21 protein-coding genes are annotated in these 20,592 nt (G+C 68.6%); 2 read left to right on the top strand and 19 right to left on the bottom strand.

Annotated features, from left to right (window positions below):
- Nucleotides 1–186 precede the first annotated feature (186 nt).
- The 6 genes from der to MKCMC460_RS14335 are packed head-to-tail and all read right to left on the bottom strand — an operon-like array spanning nt 187 to nt 5,366.
- Entirely contained in the window at nt 187–1,587 is a 1,401-nt protein-coding gene (der, locus tag MKCMC460_RS14360) for a ribosome biogenesis GTPase Der (RefSeq protein WP_238305928.1), read from the bottom strand.
- A complete protein-coding gene (cmk, locus tag MKCMC460_RS14355; protein ID WP_238305926.1) occupies nt 1,584–2,267 on the bottom strand; it encodes a (d)CMP kinase in 684 nt (227 codons plus the stop codon). The genes der and cmk overlap by 4 nt, the downstream gene beginning before the upstream one ends.
- A complete protein-coding gene (locus MKCMC460_RS14350) occupies nt 2,264–3,016 on the bottom strand; it encodes a pseudouridine synthase (RefSeq protein WP_238305925.1) in 753 nt (250 codons plus the stop codon). Before MKCMC460_RS14350 ends, cmk begins: the two co-directional genes overlap by 4 nt.
- Nucleotides 3,016–3,708: an SMC-Scp complex subunit ScpB gene (scpB, locus tag MKCMC460_RS14345; protein WP_238305924.1), complete on the bottom strand. Its 693-nt coding sequence runs from the start codon at nt 3,706–3,708 to the stop codon at nt 3,016–3,018. The genes MKCMC460_RS14350 and scpB overlap by 1 nt, the downstream gene beginning before the upstream one ends.
- Entirely contained in the window at nt 3,709–4,515 is an 807-nt protein-coding gene (locus MKCMC460_RS14340) for a segregation/condensation protein A (RefSeq protein ID WP_370653174.1), read from the bottom strand.
- Complete coding sequence (locus tag MKCMC460_RS14335) at nt 4,503–5,366, bottom strand: ParA family protein (RefSeq protein ID WP_238305923.1); 864 nt, start codon at nt 5,364–5,366, stop codon at nt 4,503–4,505. Before MKCMC460_RS14335 ends, MKCMC460_RS14340 begins: the two co-directional genes overlap by 13 nt.
- 134 nt (nt 5,367–5,500) lie before the next feature.
- On the opposite strand from MKCMC460_RS14335, the gene MKCMC460_RS14330 reads away from it, so the two are divergent.
- Entirely contained in the window at nt 5,501–6,253 is a 753-nt protein-coding gene (locus MKCMC460_RS14330; protein ID WP_238305922.1) for an O-methyltransferase, read from the top strand.
- A gap of 38 nt (nt 6,254–6,291) precedes the next feature.
- Nucleotides 6,292–7,143, top strand: coding sequence for an SdpI family protein (locus MKCMC460_RS14325; RefSeq protein WP_238305921.1), 852 nt, complete (start codon nt 6,292–6,294; stop codon nt 7,141–7,143).
- Nucleotides 7,144–7,176: 33 nt separating this feature from the next.
- Here the strand turns inward: MKCMC460_RS14325 and xerD are convergent, their stop codons facing one another.
- From xerD to tyrS, 13 genes are all read right to left on the bottom strand, one after another.
- Entirely contained in the window at nt 7,177–8,109 is a 933-nt protein-coding gene (xerD, locus tag MKCMC460_RS14320) for a site-specific tyrosine recombinase XerD (protein WP_236984158.1), read from the bottom strand.
- An 8-nt stretch (nt 8,110–8,117) separates the two neighbouring features.
- Complete coding sequence (locus MKCMC460_RS14315) at nt 8,118–8,741, bottom strand: NUDIX hydrolase (RefSeq protein ID WP_236975060.1); 624 nt, start codon at nt 8,739–8,741, stop codon at nt 8,118–8,120.
- Nucleotides 8,734–10,509 (bottom strand): CTP synthase, encoded by a 1,776-nt coding sequence (locus MKCMC460_RS14310; RefSeq protein WP_236975062.1) that lies wholly within the window; start codon nt 10,507–10,509, stop codon nt 8,734–8,736. The genes MKCMC460_RS14315 and MKCMC460_RS14310 overlap by 8 nt, the downstream gene beginning before the upstream one ends.
- 118 nt (nt 10,510–10,627) lie before the next feature.
- Entirely contained in the window at nt 10,628–11,572 is a 945-nt protein-coding gene (locus tag MKCMC460_RS14305) for a copper transporter (RefSeq protein ID WP_236975064.1), read from the bottom strand.
- 22 nt (nt 11,573–11,594) lie between these two features.
- Nucleotides 11,595–12,776 (bottom strand): putative cytokinetic ring protein SteA, encoded by a 1,182-nt coding sequence (gene steA, locus MKCMC460_RS14300; protein WP_238305918.1) that lies wholly within the window; start codon nt 12,774–12,776, stop codon nt 11,595–11,597.
- 199 nt (nt 12,777–12,975) lie between these two features.
- Nucleotides 12,976–14,715 carry a DNA repair protein RecN gene (gene recN / locus MKCMC460_RS14295; protein ID WP_238305917.1) on the bottom strand — a complete coding sequence of 580 codons (1,740 nt, stop codon included), beginning with the start codon at nt 14,713–14,715 and terminating at the stop codon, nt 12,976–12,978.
- 3 nt (nt 14,716–14,718) lie between these two features.
- Entirely contained in the window at nt 14,719–15,642 is a 924-nt protein-coding gene (locus tag MKCMC460_RS14290; protein WP_238305916.1) for an NAD kinase, read from the bottom strand.
- Nucleotides 15,639–16,448 carry a TlyA family RNA methyltransferase gene (locus MKCMC460_RS14285; protein WP_238305915.1) on the bottom strand — a complete coding sequence of 270 codons (810 nt, stop codon included), beginning with the start codon at nt 16,446–16,448 and terminating at the stop codon, nt 15,639–15,641. Before MKCMC460_RS14285 ends, MKCMC460_RS14290 begins: the two co-directional genes overlap by 4 nt.
- An 8-nt stretch (nt 16,449–16,456) precedes the next feature.
- Nucleotides 16,457–16,633, bottom strand: a complete 177-nt coding sequence (locus MKCMC460_RS14280; protein WP_238305914.1) for a hypothetical protein — start codon at nt 16,631–16,633, stop codon at nt 16,457–16,459.
- Nucleotides 16,634–16,667: 34 nt separating this feature from the next.
- A complete protein-coding gene (locus MKCMC460_RS14275) occupies nt 16,668–17,666 on the bottom strand; it encodes an HAD-IIA family hydrolase (protein ID WP_370653173.1) in 999 nt (332 codons plus the stop codon).
- A 10-nt stretch (nt 17,667–17,676) separates the two neighbouring features.
- Nucleotides 17,677–18,462, bottom strand: a complete 786-nt coding sequence (locus MKCMC460_RS14270) for a tetratricopeptide repeat protein (RefSeq protein WP_238305913.1) — start codon at nt 18,460–18,462, stop codon at nt 17,677–17,679.
- 84 nt (nt 18,463–18,546) lie between these two features.
- A complete protein-coding gene (locus MKCMC460_RS14265; protein ID WP_236975080.1) occupies nt 18,547–18,897 on the bottom strand; it encodes a DUF732 domain-containing protein in 351 nt (116 codons plus the stop codon).
- A 306-nt stretch (nt 18,898–19,203) separates the two neighbouring features.
- Entirely contained in the window at nt 19,204–20,493 is a 1,290-nt protein-coding gene (gene tyrS / locus MKCMC460_RS14260; RefSeq protein ID WP_236975082.1) for a tyrosine--tRNA ligase, read from the bottom strand.
- Between the last annotated feature and the right edge of the window lie 99 nt (nt 20,494–20,592).

Below are 20,592 nucleotides of genomic sequence, written 5' to 3'. Positions count from 1 at the left end.
CGGCAAAGTACGCGCGACATGTGATCCCGAATAGATCGATTATTTTTTCGTCATCGACGGCGACTTCGCCTACTACCTGATCCCGGTCGCGGCCGTCGGCGGTCTGACGGCGATCCGACTGACGGCCCATTCGCAGTACCGGCTGCCCACCGCAACGATCGACAGCGCAACCAGACCCGGTCCGCCCTAGCGACGCCGAGCGCCCCGCTTCTCCCGCACCCGCACGTTGATCCGGATCGGCGAACCCTCGAACCCGAAGGTCTCCCGCAGCCGCCGCTCCAGGAACCTCCGGTACCCGGCCTCCAAGAAGCCGGACGTGAACAGCACGAACGTCGGCGGACGGGCCGTCGCCTGCGTCGCGAACAGGATGCGCGGCTGCTTACCGCCGCGCACCGGGGGCGGCGTCGCGGCGACCACCTCTTTGATCCAGGTGTTCAGTGGGCCGGTGGCGATCCTGGTGTCCCAGGACGCCAGGGCTTTCTCCATCGCCGGCACCAGCTTCTGCACCGCACGGCCGGTCTTGGCGGAGATGTTGACCCGCTCCGCCCACCGCACCTGTACCAGCTCGCGGTCGATCTCGCGGTCCAGCAGATCGCGGCGGTCCTCATCAACCAGATCCCACTTGTTGTAGGCCAGCACCAGCGCCCGTCCGGCCTCGATCACCATCGACAGCACCCGCAGATCCTGCTCGGTCAGCGGCTGGGACGCATCGATCAGCACGATCACCACCTCGGCGGCGTCGATGGCACTGTGCGTGCGCACCGAGGCGTAGAACTCGTGACCGCTGGCCTGACCGACCTTGCGGCGCAGCCCCGCGGTGTCCACGAACCGCCACACCTTGCCGTCCAGCTCGATCAGCGAGTCCACCGGGTCCACGGTGGTGCCGGCCGCGTCGTGCACCACCGAACGCTGGTCGCCGGCCAGCTTGTTCAGCAGCGAACTCTTACCGACGTTGGGTTTGCCGACCAGCGCCACCCGCCGCGGACCGCCGGCACCTGCCGCCGATTCCCCGACCTCGGGCAGCGCGCCCAGCACCGCGTCGAGCAGATCGGCGACTCCGCGACCGTGCATGGCACTGATCGCGTACGGCTCCCCCAGCCCCAGCGACCACAGTTCGGCCGCATCGGCTTCCACCCGTTCGTTGTCAACCTTGTTGGCGGCCAGGAACACTGGCTTGCCGGAGCGCAGCAGGATCCGGGCGGCGGCTTCGTCGGCGGTGGTCGCGCCCACGGTGGCGTCGACCACCAGGATCACCGCGTCCGCGGTGCGCATGGCCACCGACGCCTGTTCGGCCACCAGTTGCTGCAGGCCCTTGGCGTCGGGCTCCCAGCCTCCGGTGTCCTGCACGACGAACCGGCGGCCGGTCCACAGCGCGTCGTAGGACACCCGGTCGCGGGTCACCCCGGGGACGTCCTGCACCACCGCTTCGCGCCGGCCGATGATCCGGTTGACCAGAGTCGACTTGCCGACGTTGGGACGCCCGACGATGGCCACCACCGGCGCCGGGCCCGCCTCACCCGACTCCTCGGAATCGGAATCAGTTAATTCCCAGTCACTTTCGTCCGACCAGGTGCCATCCTCGGTCACCGCACCGCCTCACTTCGCTGGGTGACCAACTCCTGCAAGTGGGCAACCACCTGGGATTCGGTCATGTCGCCGGTGTCGACGACGATCGCATCGCTGGCCGCCCGCAACGGCGAGACCGCCCGGGTGGAGTCCAGGTGGTCGCGGCGGCGCACGTCAGCCAGCACCGCCTCGTAGTCGTCGGGAAACCCGGCCCGGACGTTCTGCGCGTTGCGGCGCTGCGCGCGGGTCTCGGCTGAAGCCGTGAGGAAGATCTTCACCGGCGCCTCGGGAAACACCACGGTGCCGATGTCGCGGCCCTCCACCACGATGGGCCCGTCGCCCCGCGACAGTTCGCGCTGAATGTCGACCAACCGCGTCCGCACCGCCGGCACCGCTGACACCGCCGACACCGCCCGGGTGACGTCGTCGGCCCGGATCTGTGCCGAAACATCTTCTCCGCCAAGCAGAAAGCTGCTGACATCGGGGTCGTAGCCGACGGATATCTCTACCTCCGAAGCACAACGCGCAACAGCTTCGGCGTCGGACGGATCGATGCCGGCCCGCAGCACGGCCAGCGTCACCATCCGGTACATCGCGCCGGTATCGAGGAACCGTGCACCCAGACCGCGCGCCAAACCTCTTGACACCGAGGACTTTCCGGTTCCGGCCGGACCGTCGATCGCGATCACCAGGCCGCTCACAGCCCGACCGCCTGATACAGTTTCCCGATCTCGTCGTGCCGCAGCGCACGCACCGAGCCCGGCCGCTGCTTGCCCAGCGTCACCGCACCGATATCGGTGCGCACCAACGCTTCCACCGGAAACCCCACGGCAGCCAGCATCCGGCGCACGATGCGGTTGCGTCCCTCGTGCAGCGTCACCCGCACCAGCGTCTTGCCCGGAATCGAATCCACCAGCGCGAAGTCGTCAACCCGCACCGGGCCGTCCTCCAATTCGATGCCGGCGCGCAACTGCTTGCCCAACCCGCGCGGCACCGTACCCGTCACAGTCGCAAGGTAGGTCTTGGGCACTTCGTGGGACGGGTGCATCAACCGGTGCGCCAGCTCCCCGTCGTTGGTCAGCAGGATCAGCCCCTCGGTGTCGGCGTCCAGCCGGCCGACGTGGAAAAGTTTCTTGTTGCCCCGGACTTTTCGCTCGATCAGGTCGCCGATGCAGGGCCGGCCGCGATCGTCCGACATGGTGGAGTGCATGCCGCGCGGCTTGTTGAGCGCCAGGTAGACCAGCGAGTCGTCGAGCACCACCCTGGCCCCGTCCACGCGGATCACCGACGTGTCGGGATCGACCCGGGTACCCAGCTCGGTCACCACCTGCCCGTCCACCTCGACCCGGCCCTCGACGATCAGCTTCTCGGCCGCCCGGCGCGACGCAATCCCGGCCTGGGACAACACCTTCTGCAACCGGATGCCTTGCGGCTCTTCGAATTCGACCATCAGTCGCGGTCCACATCGAACGCCACAGCCGGATCGGACGGCCGGCCACCGGCCAGCTTCATGAAACGTGGCTCGCTGTCCAGGGATTCGCTGAGGTCGTCGATCGTGTCGACATCCGGGAGCAGCGGCGCGATGTCGGGCAACTCCGTCAAGGACGTCAAACCCAAACGCTCCAGAAACAATTCGGTGGTGGCGAACGTCACCGCACCGCTGTCCTCGTCGGTGCCGACTTCGGTGATCAGACCGCGGGCCAGCAAGGTGCGCATCACGGCGTCGACATTGACACCGCGCACGGCGCTGATCCGCGCCCGCGTCACCGGCTGGCGGTACGCGACCACGGCAAGAGTTTCCAGTGCCGCCCGGGTCAGCTTGGTCCGGGCACCGTCCAGCAACAGCTTCTCGACGTAGGGCGCGAACCGGGCCCGGGTGTAGAGCCGCCATCCCTCGCCGCCCTGCCGCAGGTCGATGCCGCTGTCGCGTTCGGTGAGCTCCTCGGACATCTGCTGCAGCTTCGCCGCGACCCGGTACACCGGCTGCTCGATGACGGTGGCCAGCGCCTCGGCGGTCACCGGGGAGTCCACCACCAGCAGCAGCGACTCCAGCACCCGGCCCAGTTCGTCGGGGTCCAGCTCCGCGGGCTCGGCGATATCGGGGATGCCAGCGTCGAGCTCGTCTGGCAGGTGTTCGGTCACTTACTCGTCTCGCACTTCTAGCAACGATTGGCTGGTGGGTCGTTCCCCGGTCCACGACACCTGGAGGACGCCAAGAGGCTCGGACTGGTCGAATGCTACCGCCCGGGAACGATACAGTTCGAGCAGCGCCAGGAAGCGCCCGACGATCTCGACCGGCGCCTTGCAGTCGGCGACCAGCTCCGAAAACGACGCCCACTGCCCGCTGCCGCGCCCCTCCAGCAGCGCCAAGATGTGCCTGGCCTGCTCCGGCACCGACACCGTCTCCATGTGCAGGTGCCCGACACCCACCGTCGGAACCGGCCGCGGGGTGAACGCGATCGCGGCGATCTCGGCGAACCGTGCGGCGTCCACCCCGATCATCACCTCGGGCAGCAGTCCGTCGAAGCGCTCCTCCAGCGACACCGACCGGGGATAGCTGCGCATCGCCGTCGCCTCCAGCTCGGCGAACATCTCCGCGACGTGCTTGAACGCCCGGTACTGCAGCAGCCGCGCGAACAGCAGGTCGCGCACCTCGAGCAGGGCCAGGTCCTCCTCGTCGTCGACCTGGCCGGCAGGTAGCAGCCGGGCGGCCTTCAAGTCCAGCAAGGTCGCGGCCACCACCAGGAAGGCGGTGGTCTCGTCGAGGTCCAACCGGGCGCCGATGGCCTTGGTGTAGGCGATGAAATCGTCGGTGACCTGGTGCAACGCCACCTCGGTGACGTCGAGCCGATGCGCGAAGATGAGCTGCAACAGCAGGTCGAACGGACCCTCGAAATTCGTCAGCCGAACCTGGAAGCCGCTCTCGGATGCGGCGTTCACACGCCGAATCGGTCGATGAACTCGCGCGCCAGCGCCCGATACGCGATGGCGCCGCTGGATCGGGGCGCCCACGTCGTGATGGGTTCTCCGGCGACGCTGGTCTCGGGGAAGCGCACGGTGCGGGTGATCACGGTGTCGAACACTAGATCACCGAACCGCTCCACGACGCGGGCCATCACCTCGCGGGAGTTGACGGTCCGCGGGTCGTAGCGGGTGATCAGGATCCCGCTGATGTCCAGTTTGGGGTTGAGCCGGTCGCGCACTTTGTCGACGGTGTCGGTGAGCAGCGCCAGCCCACGCAGGGAGAAGAACTCGCACTCCGTCGGGATCACCACGCCTTCGGCGCAGGCCAGGCCGTTGACGGTGAGCAGGCCCAGTGACGGCTGGCAGTCGATCAGCACGTAGTCGTAGCGGTCCAGCAACGGATACAGCGCCCGGCCCAGCGTTTGCTCCCGACCCACCTCGTTGACCAGCTGAATCTCGGCGGCGGACAGATCGATGTTGCTGGGCACCAGGTCCAGGTTCTTGACCCGGGTGTGGATCAGCACGTCGTCGATCGACACCCGCGGCTCGACCAGCACGTTGTGAATGGTCTTTTCCAGCTCGTAATGCGGGACACCCAGCCCGGCGGACAGCGCGCCCTGCGGGTCCATGTCCACCAGCAGCACCCGGCGGCCGTACTCGGCCAGCGCCGCCCCCAAGTTGATCGTCGAGGTGGTCTTGCCGACGCCGCCCTTCTGATTGCACATGGCGACGACCTTGGCCGGCCCGTGGCCGGTGAGCGGGGCAGGCTCGGGAATCGCCCGCGCCGGCCGGCCGGTGAGGCCGAGCTCCGGGCCGCTGTCCGGGTGGTCGGTCATACCCGGACGCGACTGGTGGTGACGGGCGTCTGCTGGGACATCGCAGGAAAGTCTAACGGCTGCGCCCGCCTGCGTAGGACGACCCGCAGGCAACTGTCAGCCCCGGTTTTACGGGGGTGCGTAAGGTGGCACCGATGAGCCTCCTATCGCGTCTGCCCACCCTCGGATGGTCGATGCTGCGGATGGGACTCGGTGCCCGCTCGTTCAAGAACACCGGGCAGTTCGGCGATGGGCGCGAAGCCGCCACCGTCGACTACGTCCTGAACAACGCCAAGCCGGGTGACGTGGACGACGCGCTGGCCACCATCGACAGGTTCGCCTACGAGAAGTCGATGTTGGTCAACGTCGGCGACGAAAAAGGGGAACTGCTCGACGCGGCGGTGCGGCGGGCCGATCCGGCGCTGGCGCTGGAGCTGGGTACCTACGTCGGATACAGCGCCATGCGCATCGCCCGCGCCGCACCGAAGGCGAAGGTGTACTCCGTCGAGTTCTCGGCAGCCAACGCCGCCAACGCCCGGCGGATTTGGGCACATGCCGGCCTGGCCGAGCGGGTCACCTGTGTGGTCGGGACCATCGGCGACGGTGGGCGCACCCTGGACACACTGGCCAATGATCACGGATTTACTTCTGCCGCTTTGGATTTCGTGTTCATCGACCACGACAAAGCCGCTTACCTCGACGACCTGCTGAGCATCGTGCAGCGCGGCTGGCTGCATCCCGGCTCGATCGTGGTGGCCGACAATGTCAAAGTGCCGGGTGCGCCCAAGTACCGCGCCTACATGCGCGAGCAGCAGGGCAAGACCTGGCATACCGTGGAGCACAAAACGCACGTCGAATACCAGTCGCTGGTGCCCGACCTGGTGCTGGAATCCGAATACCTCGGCTAGTCAAGTCCGGGCCGGCGGATGCGCATTCGGGTGCTCTCATGAGTGCGGTGGTGGAGCAGGCGCTGATCTGGGCGGTCCTGATCTCGATCACCCTGTCCGGCGGTAGCGCGTTAGTGATGTTCAGCTGCCGGCGGGCCGCCAAAGGCTCGTTGCCGCTGACGGAACCCAACGGGTACGGATGGCGCGGGAACGGGATCAAGACACCGTCGACGCTGCGCAGCGAGCAAACGTGGCGGGCGGGTAACGGCGCCGCGGCCCGCCTGGCGCCGATGTATGTGCTGTTCAACCTTGCGGTCGTCGCGGCCCTGGTCGCGGCCGCCGCGCGGGGATGGCGTCTGATCGTCGCGATGATCGGCGGCACGGCCTTTGTCGCGTGGATCTGTCTGCTTATCGTGACCGCTGTCGTTGCCAGCCGTGCGGCACGTGCGGCTTCCGACGACCCGGCCGGTCAGCGGCCTGCCGTGGCTGAACTCAGGCCGACCGGCCACGCGGCGCCGGTCTCCGGGCGCACCGGCACGATCCTCGGCTGGATATGTGCATTCGCCGCGTGCGGACTGCTGCTGTATTTGTTCGGCACCATCGTGGACGGCTACCTATTGGCGATCCACCATCGGCTGCAACCCAATTCAACATTCGGGTTCCGCGACCCGGTGGCATCGTCATGCCTGCCGCGCTGGTATGCCGCCCAGCGGGCGGGCTTCACCTGGATGCTGTTCGGCTACGGCACCGTCCTGGTCACGAGCCTGTCGCTGTGTGCCGCCGTGGCGATCAAGCGGCGCTCACCGTGGGACATCTGCCTGCTGGTGTTGGGCACCGTGTTGGTGCTGGTCGTCGTCCTGGTGCCGGCCGGCATTCATGCCGACACTGTGGCCCGTGCCGTCCCTTGCTGACGCGGCCCGTCGGTCGCAATCGTTTCGCTCCGATCACTGCGCCCGCGGGTGCGCCCCGGCCCACACCTCGCGCAGCGCGTGCACCGTGACCAGCGTATAGATCTGCGTCGTGGTCACCGAGGCGTGACCGAGCAACTCCTGCACCACCCGGACGTCGGCGCCGCCCTCGAGTAGATGGGTGGCGAACGAATGCCGCAGCATGTGCGGCGACACACCCGAGGTGATGCCGGCCCGATCGGCGGCGTCCTGCAGCACCTGCCACGCGCTCTGCCGGGACAGCCGGCCGCCCCGGGCATTGAGGAAGATCGCCGGAGTGCCGCGGCCACGGCGCGCCAGATCGGGGCGGCCACGCACCAGGTAGGCGTCCAGCGCCTGCACCGCGGGGCGCCCGATCGGCACCAGTCGCTGCTTACCGCCCTTGCCGCGCAACAACACCGAGCGGGCATGCGTGTCGATGTCGTCGACGTCCAGGCCCACCGCTTCGGAGATCCGCGACCCGGTGGAATACAGCAGTTCCAGCAACGCCCGGTTGCGCAGCGTCAACGGACCGTCGGCGGCGTCCTCGCCGCCGGCGGCCTCCAGCAACGCCAGCACCTGGTCGATGGTCAGGCTCTTGGGCAGCCGGCGTCCCGGTGTCGGCGGGCGCACCGACCGCGCCACGTCCACGGCGGCCAGTCCTTCGGCGGCGGCGAAGCGGTGCAGGCCGCGCACCGCGATCAGCGCCCGCGCCGCTGATACCGCGGACAGCGCCGCCGCCCCGGCCTCCGGATCGCCGCGGCGCAGCGCCACCAGGAACTCGGCGACGTCTTCTTCGCCGACCTGCGCCAAATCGTGAATTCCCCGCTCTTCCAGATGCTTCGAGTAGCGGCGCAGATCGCGACGGTAGGAGCTCAGCGTGTTGGCCGCGACGCCGCGCTCGATCGTCAGATGGTCGAGGTAGCCCTGCAGCTGCGCGTCGAGCGTCAGCGCCGTCGTCACTGCCCGGCCTTGCGCTTGGCGAACGCCGTCGGCTTGTCGACCCATGGGCTGTCCACCGCCCGCGGTTCGGCCAGTCCGCCGGTGATGGCGTAAGTGGCCAGAATCCCGGCCACCGCAATGGAATTGACGAACTCGCCACTGAGCACCCGCTGCACCGCATCGTCGAGGGCGAACCAGCGCATCGTCATATCGGCTTCCTCGTCGTGCGCCTCGGGCCGGCCGATGTCGGTGAGATCGGTAGCCAGATACACGCGTACCGATTCGTCGCTGTAACCGGGCGCGGTCTGGATGTCCACCAGCATCCGCCAGGTCCCGGCCCGCAGGCCGACCTCCTCTTCCAGTTCTCTGGCCGCAGTCAGCTGGGCGGGCTCCCCCGCCGCGTCGAGCAGGCCGGCGGGCAACTCCCACAGCCGGCGCCCGGCGGTGTGGCGATACTGGTAGACCATGGCGATGTTGTTGTCGTCGTCCATCGCAACCACCGCAACCGCGCCGTAGTGCTCGAGCACCTCCCGCTTGGCGATATTGCCGCCGGGCATCCGCACCTGGTCTCGGCGTAGCGCGAAAATCGCTCCCTGATAAAGGGTTTCCGACGATACCGTCTCGAAGTCGTGCTCAGCCACGGGTGACGGGTTCGGGGAGCGACGCTGCGACCACCGAACCGGCGCCGTCTGGGTGCTCGGTGCCGTTGGGCGGAGGCTGATCGGGGATCTCCGGGATCTCGACGGGCAGCAGCTCGCCCGCCTTGTAATCGATGGCCGCCTTGACGAACGCGACGAACAACGGGTGCGGCCGGGTGGGTCGGCTCTTCAGTTCGGGGTGGGCCTGGGTGCCGACCACGAACGGGTGCTGATCGGCCGGGTATTCGACGAACTCGACCAGATGGCCGTCCGGTGAGGTACCGGAGAACCGCAGGCCGCTCTGCGCGATCTGCTCCCGGTAGCTGTTGTTCACCTCATAGCGGTGGCGGTGCCGTTCGGACACCTCGGTGGTCCCGTATGCCTGGGCCACAATCGAATCCGGCTCCAGCACGGCGGGGTAGGCGCCCAGTCGCATGGTGCCGCCCAGGTCGGCCTGGCCGGCCACGATGTGCTCCTGGTCGGCCATCGTGGAGATCACCGGATCCGGTGTCTGCGGCTCGAACTCGGCCGAGTTGGCCTCGGTGAGGCCAACCGATCGCGCCGCCTCGATCACGATGCACTGCAGACCCAGGCACAGACCCAGCACCGGAATTCCGCGCGCCCGGGCATGCCGGATGGCGCCGATCTTTCCCTCGATACCGCGGATGCCGAAGCCGCCGGGGATCAGCACCCCGTGTACGTCGCCCAGCGCGTGCGCGGCGCCCGTCGGTGTTTCACAGTCATCGGAAGCGACCCAGCTGATTTCGACCTTGGAGCGGTGCCGGAACCCACCGGCGCGAAGCGCCTCGCTGACCGAGAGATAGGCGTCGGAGAGTTCAACGTACTTGCCCACCAACGCGATTCGCACCGTCTCATGGGGTTCGTGCACCCGGCGCAGCAGGTCGTCCCACTCGGTCCAGTCGACGTCGCGGAACGGGAGGTTGAGACGGCGCACCACGAAGGCGTCGAGTTCCTCGCGGTGCAACACCTTCGGGATGTCGTAGATCGACGGCGCGTCCGGGGTGGAGATGACGCCGTCGATGTCGACGTCACACATCAGGGCGATCTTGTTCTTCAACGCTTCGGGGACGTCTCGGTCGCACCGCAGGATCAACGCGTCCGGGCTGATACCGATGCTGCGCAGCGCGGCCACCGAATGCTGGGTCGGTTTGGTCTTGAGCTCCCCCGAGGGCGCCAGATACGGCACCAGCGACACGTGCAGGAAGAAGACGTCTTCGCGGCCCAGGTAGTGGCGGACCTGGCGGGCCGCTTCCAGGAACGGCTGCGACTCGATGTCGCCGACCGTGCCGCCGATCTCGGTGATGACCACGTCGGGCCGGTTGCCGTCGGCGTCGGGTTCGGCCATCGCCAGGATGCGGCGCTTGATCTCGTCGGTGATGTGCGGGATGACCTGCACGGTGTCGCCGAGGTACTCGCCGCGACGCTCCTTGGCGATCACCGTCGAATACACCTGGCCGGTGGTGACATTCGCCGACCCGGACAGGTCACGATCCAGGAAACGCTCGTAATGCCCGACGTCGAGGTCGGTTTCCGCGCCGTCTTCGGTGACGAACACCTCACCGTGCTGGAACGGGTTCATGGTGCCCGGATCCACATTGAGGTAGGGGTCCAGCTTTTGCATCGTGACGTACAAGCCGCGCGCGGTCAGCAGTTGGCCGAGGCTGCTGGCGGTCAGGCCCTTGCCCAGCGAAGAGGCGACGCCACCGCTGACGAAGAGGTGCTTGGTGGCGGTTTGCGGATGCTTGCGCAACTGGGCGACCTCCGTGAAGACGGGCAGGGCATTATGCAGGAAAAATCAACGATCTGGGCCTGCCGACCCACGGAAACCCACCCTAACATCCACCGGCTCGCGCCGCGGGGAACACGCCCTACTGGGGGACGGTCACCGCCGTCGCGCCGTGTCCGATGCCGTAATGGCCGGGATGGGCACCACCGACCAGCTCGTGCAGGGCCAGGATGGCGGTGATACGTCCGGACTCGGCGTTCACGTCGTCGACGGTGCTGATCGCACCCGCCATACCGGCGTCGGCGCGGGCCACCGCGACGGCGGCGCTGCCGGCCGCCGAACCGTCCCGGCCGGCCAACACCGCACCCGAACCGTGCGGCGCCAGGGCGGCGGTGAACCGCGCCACGGTGACCCCCTGGTTGCCGGCGTCGGCGGGCAGTCCCCCGCCGGTGACGACGATGGCGGCGTTGGCCGTCCCGATGTGCTCGTTGGGCTGGTAGGTCAGGAACCCGGTTTCGCGCAATGCGCCCAGCACGGTGTCACGCTGGGTGTCGTCGACCGGCGGCGCATCCGGTTTGCCGGTGCTCAGCAGCGCAATCCCGAGCAGGTCACCGGCCTGCGACCCCTGGTCGACCAGCTTGGTGCTCAGTTGGGTGCCGGCGGGCAGGATGGCCGAATTGACCACCGTGCGCAGTTTTTCCCCGGAGTTGGCTTCGACGAACTCATGGGTCAGCGCGACGGTTGCGGTGACCGAGCCACCGGCCTGCCCGACGATCTTCGACACCGCAGCGACGTCGTCGTCGCTGGCGTCCGGGGTGCGGAACACGACCACCGTCTTGCCCGCCAACGCTTCGTGAACGATCCGGCCGAGCACCTGAGCATCGAAATTATTTGCCGCACTGAGCTTTTCGTTCAGCGCGTTGCGCTGGTCGGTGAGTCCGCTGATTTGCGACGCCAGGTCGCGCTTCTCGTTGCGCAGGCTGGACAACACCGTGTCGGAGAAGAAGCCGGAACCCAGCACCACTCCGATCGCCAGGGCCAGGAACACCGCGGCCAGTGAGATCGCGTGTTGGCGTAACGAGATCATGAAAACACCGTTCTAGGGAGGGTTACGACACCAAATGCTGGACCCACATGGTGAATTGGTTCCAGTAGTCGACGATCCAGTGCATCACCACGCCGTCGGTGCGCGATACCCACAGCACCACGACGACGGCGATCAGCATGGTCAGCGCCAACAGGGCGATGGCACCGGCCGAGATGTGATTGCGGTACAGGGTGGCGACCGCCTTGGCGTCGACCAGCTTCTCCCCCACCCGCAGTCGGGTCAGGAAGGTCGACGGGTTGCTCTGCGAACGGGTGCGGTCGAAGAACGTCTCGATGTTGGCGGTGTGGCCGGCGGTGACCAGCAGCGCGGCGCCATGGTGGTCGGCCAGCAGCAACGCCAGATCGGTCGCGGAGCCGGCCGCGGGGAACGTCATGGCTCCCACTCCGAGATCCTGGATGCGTTCCAGTCCGGGAGCGTGCCCGTCGGCGTCGGCGGGCAACACCACCTGGGCGCCGCACTTGAGGACTTCGGTGCTGATCTGGTCGGGGTCGCCGACGATCAGTTGCGGGCGGTACCCCGCTTTGCGCAGCACGTCGGCACCCTGGCCGACACCGACGAGCACCGGTTGGTACTCCTTGATGAACGGTTTGAGGGCTTTGAGATCTTCGGCGGCGCTGGGCTCTTCGGAGACGATCACCACATGCCGGCGGCGCATGTCGACGTCGATGTCGGGGATGCCGATTCCGTCGATCAGTAGCGGGCTTTCGCTGCGGATGAACTCGATTGTGTTGCCCGCGAACGCTTCCAGGTGGGCGGCCAGCCCGCTCTTGGCCTCGCGCATCAGGTCGGCGATGTCGTGGTCGGTGCGCTCGGTGCCGCGGATCAGCCGGCGGTCACCGGAGTAGACGCCGCCTTCGTACAGGCGAATCTTGGCGCCGTCCTTGACCTTCTTGAAGATCTCCGGACCAGTCTCGTCGATCAGGGTGACGCCGTTGTTAACCAGCACCTCCGGGCCCAGATTGGGGTAGCGGCCCGAGACTGACGGGGAGGCGTTGACGACGGCGGCGATGTCAGCTTCGACCAGCGCGTCGGCGGTGATGCGATCGAGGTCCAGAATGTCGAGGACCACGATGTCGCCGGGGCACACCCGGCGCAGCAGTCGATCGATGTTGCGGTCGACCCGGGCGGTGCCGACCAGACCCGGCCGGTCGCTGTTGCGAGATAGCAGCGCTGACATCTTCATGGGAGCCGATTCTGTCGGCGAAGCGCGTTCGGGCCGCGGAGGCGCGCCGTAACATCTGTCACTTAAGTTTAAAAGCGTCACATCTGTAACAGGCTGGTCGCGGGCTGGTTGCGGCGCCTGGGCGCGAGGGGCCGCAAATGTACGGTCGCAACGGCAGATCGGCGCACATCCGGGGACGCTCGCTGCGCTGCCCGGAGAGCTACAACTCGCTCTGCGCGGTGTCCAGCAGTTCGCGGGCGTGCGCGCGGCCGCTGTCGGATTCGCCCAGGCCGGCCAGCATCCGGGCCAGTTCGGCGACCCGGTCGTCGTGATCCAGCCGCCGCACACCACTGGCGCCTTTGGGCCCCTGACTGTGCACCACGAGATGGACGTCGGCGTAGGCGGCCACCTGGGGCAGGTGCGTGACGACGATGACCTGGTGGGTGCGGGCCAGCCGGGCCAGCCGGCGGCCGATCTGCACCGCCGCCCAGCCGCCCACGCCGGCATCGACCTCGTCGAAAACCATGGTGGTGCCGGTGGCCGAGGCCGAGAGCACCACCTCCAGCGCCAGCATCACCCGCGACAGCTCGCCGCCGGAAGCGCTCCTGGCCAGCGGAAGCACCGACATCCCGCGGTGCGCCGCGAAGCCGAACTCGACGACGTCGACGCCGTCGGCGCCGGCCCGGACCGTCTCACCGGAGGGCAGAGTCAGGGCCGCGGGGTCATCCGGTTGGCATGAGTCGGTGGCGACGTCGATGGTGAAGACGGCGTTGTCCATCGCCAGGCCGGACAGCTCGGCGGTGACCTCCTTGGCCAGCTTCTTGGCCGCCTTCTGCCGAGCCTTACTGAGTTCGGTTGCGGCCTGGGCCAATTCGCGTGCGAGCTGCCCGACGCGGGCCTCCAGCGCGGCCAGTCCCTCCTCGGACACGTCGAGCTGGGCCAGCCGCTCGCGGGACTCCGCCGCCCACTGCAGCACCCCGTCGATGTCGGCGGCGTACTTGCGGGTCAGTGTGCGCAGCTGGGCCTGCCGGGCCAGCTTGGCATCCAGCGCGCTGGCGTCGACAGGCAGCGCGTCCAGATAGTCGCCGAGTTCACCGGCCGCGTCGAGGACCACGGTGAGCGCCGAACCGATCTGGTCGGCCAGCTCTCGCAGCCGGGCGTCACCGGTCGACTCCAGGGCGGCCCGGGCCCGCCCCAGCGTGTCGGTGGCGCCCAGCGCGTCCTCGGACGAGCTGGACAACGACTCGCGGGCCACGGCGGCGGCCTCGCGCAAGGTGTCCAGCTCGGACAGCCGGACGATGTCGGCCACCAGAGCCTCGTCTTCACCGGGTTGCGGTTCGACGGCGTCGATTTCGTCGATGGCGAACTTCAGCCGGTCGGCCTCTTGGGCGAGTTCACGGGCCCGGTCGCGGCGGTCGGCGAGGTCGCGCCGGGCAGACAGCCACGCATCGCGCAGCGTGCGGTACCGCTGCACGGCCGGGCCGACCGCCGCGAAGCGGTCCAGGGCGGCACGCTGCTCGTCGGGCCGCATCAGCCGCAGCTGGTCATTCTGCCCGTGCAGAGCCAACAGCTGGGTGGTGAACCCGCTCAGCGATTTCGCCGGCACGCTGCGGCCGCCGAGGTAGGCGCGGGACGGACCGTCCCGGTTCACCGTACGCAGCGCAATCACGCTGCCGTCTTCGTCGCGCTCGGCGCCGGAGGCGTCCAGGACATCGTCCAGCCCGGCAGCCACCGCCTGGTCCAAATCGGTTGTGGTGAAACGTCCTTCGACGACAGCGCGATCCGACCCGGACCGGACCCGCGCCGGGTCGGCACGGGCACCGCCCAACAGGTGCAGGCCGGTCACCACCATCGTCTTGCCGGTCCCGGTCTCTCCGGTCAGTACGGTCAGGCCGTCACCGAACTCGGCGGTCGCGACGCTGATGGCGCCCAGCGACTCGATTCTCAACTCGGTCAGCACCAGTTACTGCCCGCGCCAACCTGTTACGGGCAACCGGAACTTGGTCACCAGGCGGTCGGTGAACGGCGCGCTGTCCAGCCGCGCCCACCTGACCGGGGTGACACTTCGAGTCACCTCCAGGCGACTGCCGGCCGGGACGAGCATTTCGCGGCGGCCGTCGCAGAACACCAGCGCGTCGTGGCCGTCGGCTTCGATCTCGACCGCAATCGCGGCATCCGGGCTGGTGACCATCGGGCGGCCGAACAAAGCGTGAGCGTTGTTGGGCAGCACCAGGATTGCCTCCAGGTCGGGCCACAGCACCGGACCGCCGGCAGAGAACGCGTAAGCGGTGGATCCGGTGGGCGTCGACACCAGCACACCGTCGCATCCGAAGGTGGACACCGGCCGCCCGTCGATCTCCACGACCACACCGAGCACGCCGAGCCGCGGCCCTTTTTCCAGGCTGGCCTCGTTGAGCGCCCAGCCTTGGTCGATCACCTTACCGCCTTGGCGCACAACGACATCCAGCGTCAGACGGTCCTCGACCCGATAGTCCTTGGCGACGATGTGCTCCAGCACGGAGTCGATGGCCTCGGCTTCGGCCTCGGCCAGGAAACCGATCCGGCCCAGGTTGACTCCCAGCACCGGGATGCCGGCGTTGCGGGCGAGTTCGGCCGCACGCAGGAACGTGCCGTCACCACCGAGCACCAGCACCAGCTCACAACCTTCGGCGGCCATCGGGTCGGCGTCGACGACCTCGATGTCGATGCCCACCGCCCGCACGTCACCGGGAGCCATCCGCAGCGATCCCCGGTCGACCGCCTCGGCCGACAGCGCGCGGAGCTCGATACCGTTGTCGCGCAGAACTTTCTCCACCCGGCGCGCGGTCTCGGTGGCCTCGTCCCGCCCGGAGTGGACCACCAGCAGCACGGTGCGTTCGGCGGTCATTGGGGCCCCTCCCGAACGGCGCGTTGCGCGGCAGCCTGCAAAGCATCCTCATCCAGTGCGCGCTGCGTCTCGGCGCGCAACCACAGGAAGTATTCGACGTTGCCGGACGGTCCCGGCAGCGGGCTGGCCGTCACGGCCAGGGTGTGCCAGCCCAGCGCGCCGGCACGTCGTGCCACCGAGAGCACCGAATCCGTGCGCAACTGCGGGTCCTGGACTACCCCGCCGGGCCCGACGCGGCCCTTCCCCACCTCGAATTGCGGCTTCACCATGGGAACGATATCCGCGCCGGGAGACGCGCAACCAACCAGCGCGGGCAACACCGTCGCCAACGAGATGAAGGACAGGTCGGCGACCACCAGGTCGACCGGGCCACCGATGGCTTCCGGCGTCAGGTCGCGCGCGTTGGTTCGTTCCACCACCGCCACCCGCGGGTCGCTGCGCAGCGACCAGGCCAGCTGGCCGTAGCCGACGTCGGCCGCGACGACTTCAGTGGCCCCACGGTCCAGCAGTACCTCGGTGAATCCCCCGGTCGACGCGCCGGCGTCCAGGCAGCGCCGTCCCTCGACGCCGATCCCGAAGGTGTCCAGAGCGCCGATCAGCTTGTGCGCCCCGCGGGACACCCAGGTGCGTTCGGCGTCGGCAGTGACGGTCAGCGCCGAGGCAACCGACACCGCGGTGGCCGGCTTGACCGCCGGCAGACCGTCGATACGCACCCTGCCTGCGCCAATCAACTCCGCGGCCTGCTGCCTCGACCGGGCCAGGCCCCGCCGAACCAGTTCGGCGTCGACGCGGGCACGCCGTGGCATGCCCGCACTCAGCCCTTCTCCGCGGACTCCAGGGCCCGCAGCAGCACGTCGTGTGCCTCCGAGAGCCGGCGGGCGATGTCTTCGAGGTCCTCGAGCGACGGAGCACCCCCGGCGTCGGCGGTGTCCGGCAGCTGGGCCAGCAGCCCTTCGATTTCGGCGCGAATCTGGGTGGGATCGATGGTCATTGCGCTCCTACGCTAGTCGCCGACGAGTCATCGGCTAGTCGGCGGCCAGCAGAGACCAGCCGTCCAGCGCGGCGCGGGCCCGCTCGTCGCCGGCCACGATGCGCGGTGACCCATCCGTGTCCCAGACCGCGCTGGCCACCGCGCGCACGATCGACAGCTCGTCACCGTCCGACTCGTCCGCACCGTTCGCATTGACGGTCACCGTGCTGCCGGCGACCTCGACGCGCCAGCCCGGTTGCGGACTCACTTGCAGTTTCTCCGGCGACTGGTGCAGCGACCGCAGGTCATGGCCGAGGTAGGTGGGTCGGCAGGCCGGTTCGGCGTACACGGCGTCGCGCGCGGAGTTCACCCCGGTGAGCACCATCAGGCTCGGTAAGCCGGCGGCGTTGGCGCCCTCGATGTCGGTGTCCAGCCGGTCGCCGACCACCAGCGGGGACTGGAAATCGCCGCGGCCCACCGCATCTTTCATCAGTTGCGGCCCCGGCTTGCCGGCGACCTGCGGCTCTTCGCCGGTGGCTGCCCGCAGCGCGGCGACCAGCGATCCGTTGCCGGGCAGCAGGCCTCGCTCGGTGGGCAGGGTGGCGTCGACGTTGGCCGCCACCCAGACCGCACCCGCGCGAATGGCCAGTGCGGCCTCGGCGAGATCGGACCAGCAGACCTGCATCGACAAGCCCTGGACGACGGCGTCGGGTTCGTCCTCGAAGCGCCGCACCGGTTGTAGACCGGCGGTGGTGATCTCGTCGGCCAGCGCGTCGGTCCCCACGACCAGCACCCTGGCCCCCTGCGGCAGCTGAGCGGCCAACAGGTGCGCGGCACTCTGGGCGCTGGTGACGACGTCGTCCGCGGTGGCGGTGAAGCCGAGTTCCCGCAGGTGCGCAGCGACCTCGTCAGCGCTGCGCGAGGCGTTGTTGGTGACGAACAACTTGCGGCCGGCCAGATCGTCCAGCGCTTCGACCGCGCCCTCGGTCGGCTGATGACCGCGGAACACCGTGCCGTCCAGGTCGAGCAGCAGACAGTCGTGTCGCCGGCCGATCGTTTCGGTGCTAGCCAAGTTCGCCGACCCGGTCTTCGGCGTCGGTGACGCCCTCGACGTCGGCGGCCGCCGACCGCAGGAACCACTGCAGCGCCTCGTCGTCGCGGCCGAGCGCCAGCAGCGTTTCGGCGTAGGCGTAAAACAACCGGGCGGCCGTCGACCCGGTGCGGTTGGGGTCCAGCTGGGGAGTCGACAGCACGGTCAGCGCCTGCTCGAGCTGCCCCAGATCGGCGCGGGCGCCGGCGGCGACGATGCGTAGTTCGTCGGCGTCGTCGCCGGTGAGCTGGGCCGCCTCCGGCCCGCGGGCCAGATCGATGGCCCGCTGCGGGCGGCCCAGGCCACGCTCGCAGTCGGCGATCAGCGCCAGCAACGCGGACTTGCTGCCCATCCGCCGTGCGGCCCGAAACTCCGCCAGCGCCTGAGCCCAGTCACCGCAGTGGTAGGCGGCGATCCCGACGGCCTCGCGGACCGCGGCGATGCGACTGGCCCGCGCCCGGGCCGCGCGAGCGTGATTCAGCGCGGCCTGCGGATCCTCGTCGAGCAACCCGCCCGCGGTGACCAGGTGGCGGGCGACGGCGTCGGCGGTGGCCTTGTCCAGGGTGGTCAGTTCGCGGCGCACATCGGGCGCCAGTTGCCGGGCGTCGACTTCGGGCGGGATGGCCGGACCGGCGGTATCGGCCGGCACCGACTGCGGCTGGACGGGTCGTGCCCGGCCCGGACCCGAGCGTCGCGGGGCGCCGTTGGAGGCAGGGCGCGGACGGCGTCCGTCGTTACGCGCCTGCCTGTCGTTGACCACTCGCTAGAGGTTACGGGCACACCGGACAGACTCACAATTTGCCGCCGCACCGCCGGCCGGGTCGAACCGGACGGGTCGAAGTTGTCAGGCCTGCAGCTTGTTTGGCAGCAGCGGAGACAGCAGCGACGGACAGTAGGTCGCGATCGCGACGATGGTGAACGTCGCCGCTCGCTCTCGCGACATGCCGTTGAGTTCGGCGATCTCGGCGACGACGGACTCGAATGAGCCACCGGGGGCCAGAGCCTTGGGACAAACCGAGCGCCCCATCGCGATCGCCGTTGCCGGCTGTCCGTACTGAATGCCCGCGTTGTTCAGCGAGTTCAGGAAGACGTTTCCCATCATGTCGGCGTGAATCGGCGCCGCCACCGCCGCCGAGACACCGAACACGCCGGCGGCCAACGTCAGGAACCTGAACGCGGTCGCCGGTGTGGTCATCGTGACAACAGTGCTGGGCGATGGTCACATTCACGACACAGTGAGGTCACTGTTTGCGCACTAACGCGTTTCGAGTCGGGGCGGCGCCGCTGCGACATGCTTGTCCCCCGAATGGCGGACAGCGCGGTCGGGTCCGCGGGGGAAACGCGTTTTCCCCCGAACCGATGGCCGGTAATGGGATACCAGGCTCGCGCGGCGGAGCCCAGAATAGGTCGCGTAAGCAAATTGAACAACGATCCTTCAGCGGGGTCTCATCACCTCCCTCCCCCTCCGCGATGAGACTCCGCTGGGTCGTTTTGCATCTTGTCAGCCCGGCGCAACCCGTCGCACGCCTGCGATGTTCCGTTTGCCGCGGCGCAGCACCAGCCACTGCCCGTGCAGGAAATCCGTTGGCTGCGGCGCCCATTCGTCACTTTCGATGCGAATGTTGTTGACCGAGACGCCGCCTTCGCCGATGGTGCGCCGGGCGGCCTTGCGGCTCTCGGAAAGCCCGGCAGCCACCAACAGGTCGACAATCCCGTCCGGCTCACCGGGTTTGAGTTCGGCGACGGTGGTCTCACCCAGGGCCGCGGACAGCGTCGCCGCATCGAGCCGGTCCAGCTCACCTTGCCCGAACAAGGCCCGGCTGGCGTGCTCGACGGCTTCGGTGGCCGCCTCGCCGTGCACCAGAACGGTCAGTTCCCTGGCCAGCCTGCGCTGGGCGGCGCGCTGCTGCGGGCGCTGCGTGGTGGCCTCCTCCAACTCGGCCAGTTCGTCGGCCGTCAGGAAGGTGAACCAGCGCAGGTAGCGGATCACGTCGGCGTCGGCGGTGTTGACGAAGTACTGGTACCAGGCGTACGGACTGGTCAGCTCGGGGTCCAGCCACAGGCTGCCGCCGCCGGTGGATTTGCCGAACTTCTTGCCGTCGGCCGAGGTCACCAGCGGGACGGTGAGCGCATGCACCGAGGCGCCCAGCTTCTGCCGCACCAGCCGCACGCCCGCGATGATGTTGCCCCACTGGTCGGATCCGCCGATCTGCAACGTGCAGCCGTGCCGCCGGTGCAATTCCACGTAGTCGTTGGCCTGCAACAGCATGTAGCTGAACTCGGTGTAGGAGATGCCCTCGCCCTCCAGACGGCGGCGCACCGTGTCGCGGTCCAGCATCACGTTGACCGAAAAGTGCTTGCCGATGTCGCGCAGGAACTCGATCGCGGACAACTTCTGCGTCCAGTCCAGGTTGTTCTCGACGATGGCGCCGGTGGGTGAATCGTCGAAGTCGACGAACCGCTCCAGCTGGCCGCGGATGCGGTCGGTCCATTCGGCGACGGTGTCGGCCTGCTGCAGGCTGCGCTCCCCGACCTCGCGGGGGTCGCCGATCATGCCGGTGGCGCCGCCCGCCAGCACGATCGGGCGGTGTCCGGCCCGCTGAAACCGGCGCAGCGCCAGCAGCGGCACCAGGTGCCCGGCGTGCAGGCTGGCCGCGGTGGGGTCGAAGCCGGCGTAGACCGTCATCGGTCCGCGCTGCGCCTCTGCGGCCAGCGCCTCGAGGTCGGTGGACTGCGCGATCAGCTCACGCCAGCTCAGCTCGTCGAGGATTCCGGATGACTCGCTACCCATGGCGAAGAGTCTTGCAGGGCCGTTTCCGGTGCCGCGAGCTGCCCGCAATCGGTTCAGGCTGATTCCAGCTGAGCGCATCCGACGGGGGCGACCGTAGAG

The organism is Mycobacterium sp. 20KCMC460, from assembly GCF_022179425.1.
Taxonomy (GTDB): domain Bacteria; phylum Actinomycetota; class Actinomycetes; order Mycobacteriales; family Mycobacteriaceae; genus Mycobacterium; species Mycobacterium kiyosense.
Note: the sequence above shows the minus strand (reverse complement) of the source record. Positions and strands in the feature narration are given on the sequence as shown.

Coding starts and splice junctions, on each gene's coding strand:
- MKCMC460_RS14350 (WP_238305925.1), bottom strand. CDS start 3,016: ATGGTCGAATTCGAAGAGCCGCAAGGCATCCGGTTGCAGAAGGTGTTG.
- MKCMC460_RS14335 (WP_238305923.1), bottom strand. CDS start 5,366: ATGACCGACCACCCGGACAGCGGCCCGGAGCTCGGCCTCACCGGCCGG.
- MKCMC460_RS14330 (WP_238305922.1), top strand. CDS start 5,501: ATGAGCCTCCTATCGCGTCTGCCCACCCTCGGATGGTCGATGCTGCGG.
- MKCMC460_RS14325 (WP_238305921.1), top strand. CDS start 6,292: ATGAGTGCGGTGGTGGAGCAGGCGCTGATCTGGGCGGTCCTGATCTCG.
- MKCMC460_RS14305 (WP_236975064.1), bottom strand. CDS start 11,572: ATGATCTCGTTACGCCAACACGCGATCTCACTGGCCGCGGTGTTCCTG.
- steA (WP_238305918.1), bottom strand. CDS start 12,776: ATGAAGATGTCAGCGCTGCTATCTCGCAACAGCGACCGGCCGGGTCTG.
- MKCMC460_RS14290 (WP_238305916.1), bottom strand. CDS start 15,642: ATGACCGCCGAACGCACCGTGCTGCTGGTGGTCCACTCCGGGCGGGAC.
- MKCMC460_RS14285 (WP_238305915.1), bottom strand. CDS start 16,448: ATGCCACGGCGTGCCCGCGTCGACGCCGAACTGGTTCGGCGGGGCCTG.
- MKCMC460_RS14280 (WP_238305914.1), bottom strand. CDS start 16,633: ATGACCATCGATCCCACCCAGATTCGCGCCGAAATCGAAGGGCTGCTG.
- MKCMC460_RS14265 (WP_236975080.1), bottom strand. CDS start 18,897: ATGACCACACCGGCGACCGCGTTCAGGTTCCTGACGTTGGCCGCCGGC.
- tyrS (WP_236975082.1), bottom strand. CDS start 20,493: ATGGGTAGCGAGTCATCCGGAATCCTCGACGAGCTGAGCTGGCGTGAG.